Below are 12,283 nucleotides of genomic sequence, written 5' to 3'. Positions count from 1 at the left end.
CGTCCAGGCGATGCGGCCAACGCCGCATCGCCACCATTCTCCTAAAGAGCCAGCAACATGACCGCACCCGCTGCAACTGAAACAGTCGAGCTTGGCGACGACATCATTCGCTTCGAACACATTGTCAAACGCTTCGGGGGCGCGCAGGCACTGGTCGGTGCTTCCCTCACCGTGCGGCGTGGCACAGTGCACGGCCTCGTCGGCCAGAACGGTGCTGGCAAATCGACGCTGATCAAGATCCTCGCCGGACTGCACATACCCGACGAAGGGCACATAACCGTCGAAAACCGCATCTATGACCGCCTGACGCCGCATTTATGCGAAGAGCTTGGTATCCATTTCATTCATCAGGACCGGCTTCTGGTACCAACGTTTACGGTCGGAGAAGCACTCTTTCTCGGTCGTGAGACACGACTTCCCCGCACCCCGTTTCTAGATCGCGGAGCAATGCAGCAGCGCGCAGAGGAAATTCTTCTCAGCCATTTCGGCGTGCGCCTGCCCAAGAGTGCGTTGATCGGCGAGCTGTCAACTGCGGAACGGCAGATCGTCCAGATCACGCGCGCCTTGCTGAGCCATCCAAAGGTGCTGGTTTTCGACGAGCCTACGGCAGCGCTCGTTCAACGCGAGGCTGAGACACTCTTTCGTCTGATCCGGCGCCTTCGCGACGAGGGCGTGACCATCATCTACATCTCACATTACCTCAACGAGATCGAAAAGCTCTGCGACCACGTAACGGTGCTTCGCAACGGTCTTGACGTCGCCTCCCAGCCGATCGCCGAAACTTCGGCAAAGGCGATCGCCAGGCTGATGATCGAGCGCGACATCACCGAGATGTTCCCAAAGTCAAACGTAGTTCTGGGCAAGGAAATCCTCAAGATTGAGTCACTGTCGGCGGCAAGCCGTTACGAAGACGTCAGTTTTTCTCTGCGCCGCGGTGAGGTGCTCGGCATCACCGGCCTGCTCGGCTCTGGAGCAAAAGACCTCATCCGCACATTCTTCGGATTGGAGCGAGCGACAACCGGCCGGATCGAACTGGATGGCAGATCGACACAGCTGCGAAGCCCCACGCAAGCGGTCGAGCGAAACGTCGCATTGGTGCCCGAGGATCGGCGCGGCCACGGTGTCGGACTGGATCTCAGCGTTTCCGAAAACATCACATTATCGAGCCTTGAACGATATACCCGCTTCGGTTTCCTGAATCGGACACGAGAAGGCGCCGAAACCGGCGACCTGATCCGGCGTCTGCAGATCAAGACTTCCGGACGCAATGCTCTCGTGCGCACACTATCGGGCGGCAACCAGCAGAAGGTCGCAATCGCCAAATGGCTGAGCCGGCAATCGGAACTCTATCTCCTCGACGAACCGACCGTCGGTGTCGATATCGGCTCCAAGGTTGAGATATACGCACTGATCGGAGAGCTTGCCGCCCGCGGCGCCGGCGTGATCGTGCTTTCTTCTGACCTGCCTGAGCTGGTGGGCATTACCGACCGCATTCTCGTCTTCTTCCGCGGGCGTGTCGTCCGCGAACTCATCTCTTCAACTACGACAGCGGATGAAGTGCTGGCCGTCTCGACCGGCGCCTCCGAAGAGGTTCGCCATGTCAACTGATATGCAATTTGCCTCCTTTTCGGTTGATCCGGCTCCCGATGTGCCTAAGTCGCAAGCGAAGCTGGCGGCAAGCGCACTCCGTTTCGGGTCTCTGTTCACCTTCGCCGCTGTCCTGCTCATTTTCTCGCTCACGGCGCCCTACTTCCTGACAATCGGCAATATAGGAAATGTTGTCGGCCAATCGGCGATTTCTGGTGTTCTTGCGATCGGCCTGACGGTGGTGCTGATAGCCGGTGGTTCGAACGTGGTCACCGGCGGCATCGACCTGTCGCTTGCCGCCAACATGGGCTTGAGCGCCGCGGTCTACGCTTCGCTGATCCAGCTTGGCTATGGCGATCCTGTTGCAATTGTTGCTGCAATCTCCACCGGACTTCTGATCGGTGCCGTCAATGCGGCAGCAGTCGTGTTGGCCGGCATCGTGCCGCTCCTGGCAACCCTGGCCGTAATGAATGTCGTTGCCGGCCTGGAACTGGTACTGACCCAGAACACGGTCGTCCCCGCATCCACTGACCTCTTGACGGCGATTTCAACCACTGGCGGCTTCGGGGTGCCTGTCCTGGCTTACATCCTGATTGGCATTGCGACCCTTGCAACTGCAATCGTCCAATACACACCACTTGGCTTGCGGCTATACGCGATTGGCGAATTCCCCGACGCAGCCCAGGCGGCAGGCCTTCCGCTCAAACGCCTGCTTGCAGGGGCCTTCATCGCCAGCGGCCTGTGCGGCGGTCTAGCCGGTATCCTTTCGGTGTCATACCTGTCCGGCAGCACAACGGGTTCTGGCGAGATGCTTCTTCCAGTCGTCGTAACCGCCCTGCTTGGTTCGGTATTCTCGCGCCGCCTCGTACCGACGATCACGGGAACCCTGGTATCCGCCCTGTTCGTGGGCTTCCTCGTCAACGGCTTCCAGCTTCTAAACCTGCCAAGCACGCTCGTCAGTGGTGTACAGGGCCTCTTGATACTGATCGTCGTCTCCGCCACCACACTGCTGCGCAAACGGGAGTTCTGACCATGTCAGCTTCGACCATCGCCGGGCGGTCTCTCGCCGGTCTTTCCAGGCACGGCCTAGTGCTCGCCCTGATCGCCGTCTCCTCGATCTTTTCTGCGGCTGCGCCGACATTCCTGACCGCCGCCAATCTCGAGAGCATCCTGGTCAACAACTTCACGCTTCTCGCGATCGTCTCGATCGCCATGACGCTCGCCGTAGCGGCTGGTGGGATAGATCTATCAGTCGGCACGGCGGTTGACTTTTCAAGTTTCGCGTTCGTCTCGCTCGTCCTTGCCGGCCAACCCGTCGCCCTGGCACTTCTCGCCGCTCTCCTGGCAGGTGCCCTTGTCGGAGCCTTCAACGCGATCCTGATCTCCGCAATCGGCGTGTCGCCGTTCCTTGCAACGCTCGGCACGCTGTTCATCGGGCGAAGTGTCCAACAGCTGCTGACAAATGGCGGCAACCCCGTCTATCTTCCTCCGAATGGTGTTCCCGATGCTTTCCGATTTATCGGTCACGGAACGATCGCGGGCATTCCCGTTCCGCTCCTGATCGTCGCCGTCGTGATAGCAGTCACGGCCGTCATGTTTTCGCGAACACGGTTCGGCCGCGTTGTGATGGCGATCGGCATTCAGCCGAGCGTCGTGCGATATTCCGGCATAGGCCTTGGCCGGCAGGTCGCCGTTACCTTCATTCTTGCAGGCATAATTGCGGCAATCGCGGGGATCATCCTGACGTCTACCGTCACCGTCTACATCCCCTCGTCGGGCAATGCCTTCCTTCTGAATGCGATCGGCGCCACCTTTATCGGAACGACCTTCTCCCCGCTTGGACGCCCGAATGTCGCCGGGACAGTGCTTGGAGTACTCCTCCTCAGCATCGTTTCCAATGGCCTGCTGTTAACCGGACTGAACTTCTATTGGCAGCAGGTTGGCACCGGCAGCCTCATCTTCGCGGTGCTGGCCTTCAGTTTCATCAACAGGCAAGCCGTCGGCACCGCCTGATGGCCGCCAAACCAAACTCAATGCAGGAACAGTGACATGAGCCGAGAAATCAGGCTGAACGCCTTCGACATGAACTGCGTCGGACACCAGTCGCCAGGCCTCTGGCGTCACCCGCGCGACAAATCCTGGACTTACAAGGATCTCGACTACTGGGTACACTTGGCCAAGACCCTGGAGCGTGGCAAATTCGACGGGCTCTTCATCGCCGACGTGCTAGGCGTATATGATGTGCTGAACGGCAATGTCGATGCTGCACTTCGCCACTCGGCACAGGTGCCGGTTAACGATCCTCTGCAACTGATTCCAACCATGGCCTATGAGACCGAACACCTCGGCTTCGGGCTGACCGCATCACTATCCTTCGAGCACCCCTATACCTTCGCCCGGCGGATCTCCACTCTTGACCATCTGACCAAGGGGCGGGTCGGTTGGAACATCGTCACATCCTACCTGAACAGCGGCGCACTCAATGTCGGCCAGCCTGCACAGACGAACCACGATGATCGTTACGACCTCGCGGACGAGTACCTCGAGGTCTGCTACAAGCTTTGGGAGGGCAGCTGGGAGGATGATGCCGTTGTCCGCGACCGCCTGAAAGGTGTCTTCACAGATCCGCGAAAAGTTCATCCGATCGCCCATTCAGGCAAGCATTTCAACGTACCGGGCATTCACCTTAGCGAGCCTTCCCCGCAGCGCACGCCCGTTCTTTATCAGGCAGGCGCATCGAGCCGGGGGAAGGACTTTGCAGGCGCCCATGCCGAGTGCATTTTCGTTGCAGCTCCGTCCAAGCCGGTGCTCAAGCGCTATGTCGCCAATGTCCGACAGGCCGCCGAGCGGGCGGGCCGCAACCCGCGCGAAATCCTCGCCTTCAACCTCCAGACAATTATCCTCGGAGAAACGGACGCAGAAGCGCAACGCAAGTTCAACGAATATCGTCAATACGCATCGCTTGAAGGCGCGCTTACGCTGATCTCCGGCTGGACGGGGATCGACTTCGGTCAGTTCGGCCCTGACGAAGTGCTGCGGCATCGTCATACCAACGCCGTGCAATCGGCCGTAGAGACCTTCACCACGATCGATCCCGGCAAGGAATGGACGGTACGCGAGATGGCTGATTGGGTCGGTGTCGGTGGCTTTGGCCCGGTCTTCGTGGGGTCGCCTGCAACTGTAGCCGACCTGATGCAGGAGTGGATGGAGGAGACGGATGTCGACGGCTTCAACCTCGCCTATGCGGTGACGCCGGAAAGCTTCGAGGATGCGGTCGACCTTCTGGTTCCTGAGCTTCAACGGCGCGGCGCCTACAAGACGGAGTATAGAGCAGGAACCCTCCGGGAAAAACTGGGCGGCAAAGGCCCGCGCCTGCAGGCCCCGCATCCGGGCGCAACCTATCGCGAGCTCGGACAAGTCTCGAGAAAGCTTGCCGGCTAGCCACAGGGGAGCTCAGCGAGCGAACTTGCGGGCGGCCGCAACGCAGGCAATGACCGCGGCGGTCACGGCAAACATGGTCCATGTCACCGTTTCGTGCAGGAGTGTGGCGGCCAGCGTCAGACCGAGGAAAGGCTGAAGCAATTGCAATTGACCGACGCTGGCAGTGCCGCCTTGGGCCAACCCCCGATACCAGAAGAAAAAGCCGATCAGCATGCTGAAAAGCGAGACATAGACGAGACCGATCACCGCAGGCGCGTCGATGCCGTCAAAGCTTGCCGGCATGTACCAGGTGGAGGCAAGGATCATGAGGGGCAGCGACAGGACAAGCGCCCATGAAATGACCTGCCATCCCCCCAGTGTTCGCGAGAGCTTCGCGCCTTCGGCATATCCGAGCGCGCAGAGAAGGACGGCCGCCACCATAAGGACATCTCCGAGGGGTGCGGCGGTGAAGCCCTGCGCCAGTGCAAAGCCGCAGACAAGCGCACTTCCCGCGCCCGCAAAAAACCAGAATGCCGGCTTTGGACGTTCCCCGCCCCGCACGACGCCAAAAACAGCAGTGGCAAGGGGCAACAGTCCGATGAAGACTATCGAATGGGCGGAGGTCACGTATTGCAGTGCCAACGCGGTCAACAGGGGAAAGCCAATAACCACACCCGCGGCGACCACCAATAGCGGCGGCACATCATGGCGGCCCGGACGTCTTGCACCGAAGCAAAGCAGCAATCCAAGTGCAAGCATGCCTGCAATTGCCGCCCGCGCGACGGTCAAAAACACCGGATCAAATTGCATGACCGCCACACGCGTGGCAGGCAGCGAGCCACTGAAGATCACAACGCCGATAAGGCCGTTAAGCCATCCAGATGCCATGCGGTCCATACGAATTCCTCTCGTCCATCTCTTGCTTATGAGCTCACAGCCATGGCATCGCCAGCGACAGTCTGGTACAGTTTGCCAAAACTGTTATGCTCGAGGTGGCAGTACGGATGGAAGAAAATACGAAACCGAACGTCACCCGCGTGGCGATGGTCATGGCCACGATCCAAAAACGGATTGCCGGTCGAAACCTGACGCCAGGCGCAAAGCTCCCGTCGGTTCGATCGATGGCTGCTACATTGGACGTCTCGACATCGACAGTCGTCGATGCCTACGAACGCCTGGTGGCCGACGGCACGATCCTGTCTCGACCGGGATCCGGCTTCTACGTCGCAAACCAGGCGGCTCCGTTTTCCCTTTCGGACGTCGGCCCGAGGCTCGATCGCGCCGTCGACCCCTTCTGGGTGTCGCGACAATCGCTCGAGGCAGAGGAAGGCGATCTCAAGCCGGGTTGCGGGTGGCTTCCGCCTGCGTGGCTTCCGGAAGACGGCATTCGCCGCGCCTTGAGATCGCTTTCGCGCAACAGCAGCGTAGCGCTGACCGACTACGGCCCTCCGCTTGGATTACCGCCACTGCGCCAACTCATCGCCAGGCGACTGGCCGAACGAGGGGTGGAGGCTTCGCCAGATCAGATCATATTGACTGAATCCGGCACCCAGGCGATCGACCTTCTTTGCAGGCTCCTTCTGGAGCCTGGCGATACGGTCTTGGTGGACGATCCCTGCTACTTCAATTTTCAGGCCCTGCTCAGAGCGCATCGCGCCAGCGTCATCAGCGTCCCCTATACGCCGTCAGGTCCCGATATCGAGATCTTTGCCCGGACCGTCGCCGAGCATCGGCCACGGCTCTACATCACCAATTCTGCGATCCACAATCCGACTGGTGCGACACTCTCACCTGTTGTAGCACACAGGGTCCTGAAGCTTGCCGATCAATTCGACCTGACTGTCATTGAAGACGATATATTCGCTGATTTCGAACACACACCCGCCCCACGCCTGGCAGCCTTTGACGGACTGGAGAGGGTCATCCACATCGGAAGCTTCTCCAAGACGCTGTCTGCGGCGGCCCGTTGCGGGTTCATTGCGGCAAAAAGGGAATGGGTCGACGGGTTGACTGACCTGAAGATCGCGACAACCTTCGGCGGCGGCAGGCTTGCGGCCGAGCTTGTCTATCACGTGCTGAGCGACGGCAGCTATCGCAAGCACACCGAGACCTTGCGAGACCGCTTGTCGCGGGCAATGTTCGATGTTTCGGTCCGTCTGAAGAACCTGGGCATCGTTCCCTGGCTGGAACCGACGGCCGGAATGTTTTTATGGTGTAGGCTGCCCGACGACACCGACGCAGCCGATCTTGCGCGTGCCGCCCTTGAAAGGAAGATCGTGCTTGCGCCTGGAAACGCATTCAGCCTCACTCAATCCGCAAGGACCTTTGTACGCTTCAATGTGTCTCAGACACTCGATCCGCGTATTTTTGATGTCCTTCGCGATGTGCTGAACAGCTAAAAAACCTGCCGAGTCCGAGGTGGATACCCATTTTGTCGGGATCAGCGATCAAACATGTCCTGCCACTGCTTTTCACCGACCATGCAGTCGGTCGCAGGCTGACCAGCAATTTTGATCGTTGTTGGCGGAGATGGAAGACCGCTTACTTCGAGGACGAGCTTGCGCCGGATTGCAACAGCAAAGTCCTCGACCTTGTAGACTGGCAAGACGAAGGAACCGGGACCGCCTATCACGCAGTCAGCGTAATATTTATCGAGCCCTCCAGGTGCCCCGGAAGGCCGCAGCATGATCGCCAGCCCATTGATGACAATGCCAGCTTCAACAGCCTTGTCTCGGGTTGGCGCGACGGGATTGCCTGAATTGTTTGTACCGTCTCCGGAAACATCGATCACCTGCCGCATGCCTGTGTAAGGGCTGGACACGATCATTGACGCCCCTTGGGCAATCGCGGTCGAAATCGACGTTCGACGCTGTGTCGTGATGGGGCGCTGCTCAAGCTTCCTGGCAAAATCCACTGCATCCTGCTCGGTCTCGATCATGTGCCAATCGATGACGGAATCGGGGACAACATAGCCTGCCCATTCGAAGTAGCTGATGGCAATGCGACCAGTAAGCCCACCAGTCACCGCGTCGATGAACTCCTTGTGCTTCAGCGCTTCGACATAGCCCTCGCGCTGAATGCGAACCTCTTCCTGATCCATGGAGCGGGAGGTATCAACAGCAAGGACCAGCTTCACATCAACCTCACCTCCCCCTAGCTGCTCCGCAACGGGTGTAGCACCGGAGAGGCTGATCAGCATCGCGAGCGTTTCAAACATTGGCACTCCGATCACTTGGGTTTGTTCGCCCGCCAAAAATGTACCATAGCTTGACCCCGAGGCGACGTCGCGCCGTACCCTTTCAGTCAAATTTCGGTGATAGTCCTCAAGCTTGCGGTCCGAACGGGCCGCGTTCACCTGCGGATGGGGGCCAGTCACGTCGCACCGCGCCTGCCCCGTGCCTCCGGCCTCGTGATTCGAACGCTATAACCAGCGCTTTTTTCCTGAACGAGGTCGACCTGCCTAAGTCGAACGCCCATTGCCCGAATCGACGCCATGTTCTGCTCGACCAGTCCTCAACCGCTTTTTAAGGTTACGGTGGATACCGACAATGCCATCGACCATCAAAAAATGCCTCGCTGGGGGCAAGTGCCTCGCCTGCTCCCCGGCGCCTGAGGTTCGGCGGGGCAACATCTTTGGGGAAACCAGCCATACTTTTTCACAAGGCTTCGTGGATGGTCTGGATTTTGGCCGTCGAGGTGTCTAGGGTCCACACGCAATGTTGATGACCTCTGAGATACCGACGATGCTGCGTCTCCACCGGGCTATGTTTCTGGCCCGTGAGATCGACCGCGTTGAACAGGATCTCGTGAAACAGGGCCTGGCCCATTTCCATGTGTCTGGTGCCGGCCACGAATCGACGGCACTAATCGCCGACCACCTGGGCACCGAGGACTGGCTGCACCTCCACTATCGCGACAAAGCGCTTCTCGTGGCGCGCGGCATGCCGCTGAAAGAGTTCTTTTCCAGCCTCCTCGCAACCGCGGGCTCCCATTCCGCAGGCCGGCAGATGAGTGCGCATTATTCCGCACGCGACCTAAAGGTCGCCTCGATGGTCGGCCCTGTTGGCAACAACGCGCTTCACGCAGTGGGCAACGCGCAGGCGGTAAAATCCCACCCGAATGCGCCGGTCGTCATCTGCTGCGTTGGCGATGGCACGACCCAGCAGGGCGAATTCCTCGAGGCAGTCGCGGAGGCTGTCCGCACCGAAGCCCCGGTCGTGTTTGTCGTCCAGAACAACAATTGGGCCATCTCGACCAAGACCCCTGGGCAGACCTTTTTCGACCTGCCGAACGGCCCTGCCGAGAGTTTTCTCGGCCTGGAAATCCGGCGCGTCGACGGCGTCAATCTCGGGTCCACTCGCGCCGCCTTCGAAGCAGCAGTCAACCACACCCGCACTACTCGTGGCCCATCCATCGTCCTGATGGAGTTGGAGCGTCTCTCCGACCACACGAACGCCGACGACCAGGCACTTTATCGTACAGCCGACGATCTCAAGACTGGCAAGTTCCGCGACCCCCTGGAGGCCGTGCGCCAGTTGCTGCGGGAATCGCAGATTGGCGACGCCGCGCTGGCGCAGCTCGAAACCGACCTTACCGCCGAGGTAGCAGCCGCTGCGGCCGAAGCGCGCCGCGAAGCAACGCCCACAACCAACGGCGAGGCCAAGGCTCCCTACCCGGCCAGCTTCGTACGAACCAAGGAGTATCGCGGCGACAGCCAGTCGGCGACGCTCTCGATGCGCGAGGCGCTCAATCGGGCGCTGCGCGAACACCTGGCGGGAAATCCCGATGTTCATCTGTTAGGTCAAGACATCGAAGACCCCAAGGGCGACGTGTTTGGCGTCACCAAGGGCCTCTCCACCGCCTTCCCGGGCCGCGTCCGTAACGCACCCTTGTCGGAATCGACCATTGTCGGCACCTCGATCGGCCGAGCGCTGACAGGCCAGCGTCCGGTTGCGTTCCTGCAGTTCGCCGATTTCCTGCCTCTCGCCTTCAACCAGATCATCTCCGAGCTCGGCTCGATGTACTGGCGCACGGACGGTGCATGGCAGGTTCCAGTCATCCTGATGGTTAGCTGCGGTGGCTACAAGGCCGGCCTCGGCCCGTTCCATGCCCAAACTCTGGAATCCGTCCTTGCCCATGTTCCGGGTATTGACGTCGTCATGCCGTCGAGCGCTGGCGATGCTGTGGGCTTGCTGAATGCTGCCTTTGAGAGCATGCGTCCAACGGTCTTCCTTTATCCCAAGAGCCTGCTGAACCATTCCGATCGCCGCACCTCCTCGGATATAGACCGCCACTTCGTCCTTCCCGGCCGTGCTCGTACCGTGCGCACTGGCAGCGACCTCACGCTGGTCACCTGGGGCAATCCGCTTACCCAGTCCCTGCTTGTGGCCGACACACTTTCAGCGGCCGGTGCCGAAACGGATCTCTTCGACCTGCGCTCAATCTCACCATGGGACGAGGATGCAGTCTTGCGTTCGGTGCGTCGTACGAAGCGCCTTCTCGTCGTTCACGAAGACAATCACACGGCCGGGTTCGGCGCCGAAGTGATGGCGACGGTGATGGAAAAGGCCGGCATCCCGGTTAGCGCCAGGCGCGTCACGCGCGACGATATCCACGTGCCATTCCAGTTTGATCGCCAGCTCGAGACCCTGCCTTCCTACCGCCGGATTATGGAAGCTGCCGCGGCGTTGCTCGAATTCGATCTCGAGTGGGAAGCACCGAAAGCCGATACCGGCCCTCTGGCAATCACCGCCATCGGCTCCGGCCCGGCCGACGATGAAGTCGAGATTGTCGAATTGCTGGTGAAGCAAGGCGATACCATAAAGATTGGCGACCTCATCGCCGTCGTCGAGGCTACCAAAGCCACCGTTGAAATACAGGCGACCGTGACCGGCAGGGTCCTCTCGGTTCCAGTCGAGCCGAGGCAGAAGATCGCCATCGGAGCTCCGCTCGTATTTGTCGAGGCCGACGCGGGCACCACCCCGCGCCAGGCCGCCGTCAACGCCGAACGCATCGACAAGGCAATCCTCAAGCGTCGAGCCCTTCCCGTCGCAGCTCCGGCCGTAGTCGGCCGCTCGCGGGCCGCCGTCGGCGTTACCGCCATTGCCGGCGTCACCGGCGGCCGCACGGTCAACAATTCGGACCTGCGCGGCAACTGGCCTAAGCGCGATGCAGGCGATATCGCCAAGTTGACCGGCATCGAAAGCCGTCGCTGGGTCCAGCCGGGCGAAACGGTGCTCTCTCTGGCAACTGCTGCAACGCAGAAACTTTTGGAGGAGCAAGGCCTTGGCATAGAGCACATTGACCTCGTCATCGCCACAACCGGCACTCCTGACATCGTCACGCCATCCTTGGCCTGTCGCGTTGCCGACGCCGTAAGCACGGCGGGCCGCGCAAACCTGCCAGCCTACGACATCAATGCCGCATGCTCGGGCTACCTTTTTGCCCTCGCCCAGGCGCGCGATTTCGTGTCCAACAATCCCGCGGCTCGCGTGCTCGTCGTTACGTCGGAAGTGCTGTCGCCGCTACTCGACCAGGACGATTTCAACACTGCAGTGCTGTTCGCCGACGCAGCAACCGCCTCGCTCGTCCAGGGCCGGGATCACGAACAGCCAGCACTCTTTACCTTCGCACAGCCGACGATTGCCGGGGCCCCGGAGTCCGGTAATATGCTCAGCGTACCGCTTGCCGGCGAAGGCTACATCAAGATGAATGGCCGCGAGGTCTTCGCGGATGCTGTCCGTGCCATGTCCGCGACGTTGACCTCGGCCTGCGCTGCCGAAGGCATCACCATTGATGACATCGACCTGTTGGTGGTCCACCAGGCCAATCAACGCATCATTGATGCCATAGCCCGTCGATCCGGTCGCCCGGCACACTCGATCATTCGCACTTTCGGCAATACCAGCTCTTCGACAATTCCGCTGGCATTGATGGATGCCCTGCCGACCACGAATCCCGGAGACAGGCTCGGCCTCGTCGCTTTTGGTGGCGGCATCACCTATGCGGCCGCAGTTGCAACCGTCGGAAGACCGCGCTGATCATATGTGCGTGCGCCTTGGGACCCACGGTGTTTCTGTCGCGTGCCCACGGTCGGACGGCCCGTACCTCGGGAAACATCGGCTCTCGCTGGTATCTGCGCGGTGAGCAAAGTCCCGAAGAAGTCTGCCGTGACCGCTGCTGCGCCGTTGGCGAAGCAGCGAACTTCCCTTTCCCTAGCCCGTGTCGGCAGTACCTTTGATCTTGTGCAGAAAGCGCGATCCAGGTTTCCCGCGCG

Annotated in this window: 8 protein-coding genes; 6 read left to right on the top strand and 2 right to left on the bottom strand. The window is 60.3% G+C overall.

Annotation, left to right across the window (positions count from 1 at the left end; translation table 11 throughout):
• Positions 1-57: 57 nt before the first annotated feature.
• The 4 genes from JNB88_RS09345 to JNB88_RS09330 are packed head-to-tail and all read left to right on the top strand — an operon-like array spanning position 58 to position 5,028.
• Complete coding sequence (locus JNB88_RS09345) at positions 58-1,608, top strand: sugar ABC transporter ATP-binding protein (protein WP_220355211.1); 1,551 nt, start codon at positions 58-60, stop codon at positions 1,606-1,608.
• Positions 1,598-2,617, top strand: a complete 1,020-nt coding sequence (locus JNB88_RS09340) for an ABC transporter permease (protein WP_220355210.1) — start codon at positions 1,598-1,600, stop codon at positions 2,615-2,617. The genes JNB88_RS09345 and JNB88_RS09340 overlap by 11 nt, the downstream gene beginning before the upstream one ends.
• Before the next feature lie 2 nt (positions 2,618-2,619).
• Complete coding sequence (locus JNB88_RS09335) at positions 2,620-3,600, top strand: ABC transporter permease (RefSeq protein ID WP_220355209.1); 981 nt, start codon at positions 2,620-2,622, stop codon at positions 3,598-3,600.
• Positions 3,601-3,636: 36 nt separating this feature from the next.
• A complete protein-coding gene (locus JNB88_RS09330) occupies positions 3,637-5,028 on the top strand; it encodes an LLM class flavin-dependent oxidoreductase (protein WP_220355208.1) in 1,392 nt (463 codons plus the stop codon).
• A 12-nt stretch (positions 5,029-5,040) separates the two neighbouring features.
• On the opposite strand, the gene JNB88_RS09325 is transcribed toward JNB88_RS09330, so the two are convergent.
• Positions 5,041-5,904: a DMT family transporter gene (locus JNB88_RS09325; protein ID WP_220355207.1), complete on the bottom strand. Its 864-nt coding sequence runs from the start codon at positions 5,902-5,904 to the stop codon at positions 5,041-5,043.
• Positions 5,905-5,990: 86 nt separating this feature from the next.
• Between JNB88_RS09325 and JNB88_RS09320 the strand changes: the two genes are divergently transcribed.
• Positions 5,991-7,406 (top strand): aminotransferase-like domain-containing protein, encoded by a 1,416-nt coding sequence (locus JNB88_RS09320; RefSeq protein WP_220355206.1) that lies wholly within the window; start codon positions 5,991-5,993, stop codon positions 7,404-7,406.
• 41 nt (positions 7,407-7,447) lie between these two features.
• Here JNB88_RS09320 and JNB88_RS09315 read toward each other — a convergent pair whose 3' ends face one another.
• Positions 7,448-8,224 carry a DUF1194 domain-containing protein gene (locus JNB88_RS09315; RefSeq protein ID WP_220355205.1) on the bottom strand — a complete coding sequence of 259 codons (777 nt, stop codon included), beginning with the start codon at positions 8,222-8,224 and terminating at the stop codon, positions 7,448-7,450.
• A 505-nt stretch (positions 8,225-8,729) separates the two neighbouring features.
• Between JNB88_RS09315 and JNB88_RS09310 the strand changes: the two genes are divergently transcribed.
• The gene (locus tag JNB88_RS09310; RefSeq protein ID WP_223217133.1) at positions 8,730-12,047 is read left to right on the top strand and encodes a thiamine pyrophosphate-dependent enzyme; all 3,318 of its coding nucleotides are present in this window, start codon (positions 8,730-8,732) and stop codon (positions 12,045-12,047) included.
• Positions 12,048-12,283 lie beyond the last annotated feature (236 nt).

The sequence above is a fragment of the Rhizobium cauense genome (assembly GCF_019511525.1).
Taxonomy (GTDB): Bacteria; Pseudomonadota; Alphaproteobacteria; order Rhizobiales; family Rhizobiaceae; genus Rhizobium; species Rhizobium cauense.
This window is presented reverse-complemented; position numbering and strand designations above follow the sequence as displayed.

Bases quoted from the DNA above. Each gene is read 5' to 3' on its own strand.
- JNB88_RS09320 (WP_220355206.1), top strand. From the start codon at position 5,991: ATGCTCGAGGTGGCAGTACGGATGGAAGAAAATACGAAACCGAACGTC.
- JNB88_RS09325 (WP_220355207.1), bottom strand. From the start codon at position 5,904: ATGGACCGCATGGCATCTGGATGGCTTAACGGCCTTATCGGCGTTGTG.
- JNB88_RS09345 (WP_220355211.1), top strand. From the start codon at position 58: ATGACCGCACCCGCTGCAACTGAAACAGTCGAGCTTGGCGACGACATC.
- JNB88_RS09335 (WP_220355209.1), top strand. From the start codon at position 2,620: ATGTCAGCTTCGACCATCGCCGGGCGGTCTCTCGCCGGTCTTTCCAGG.
- JNB88_RS09310 (WP_223217133.1), top strand. From the start codon at position 8,730: ATGACCTCTGAGATACCGACGATGCTGCGTCTCCACCGGGCTATGTTT.
- JNB88_RS09330 (WP_220355208.1), top strand. From the start codon at position 3,637: ATGAGCCGAGAAATCAGGCTGAACGCCTTCGACATGAACTGCGTCGGA.
- JNB88_RS09340 (WP_220355210.1), top strand. From the start codon at position 1,598: ATGTCAACTGATATGCAATTTGCCTCCTTTTCGGTTGATCCGGCTCCC.
- JNB88_RS09315 (WP_220355205.1), bottom strand. From the start codon at position 8,224: ATGTTTGAAACGCTCGCGATGCTGATCAGCCTCTCCGGTGCTACACCC.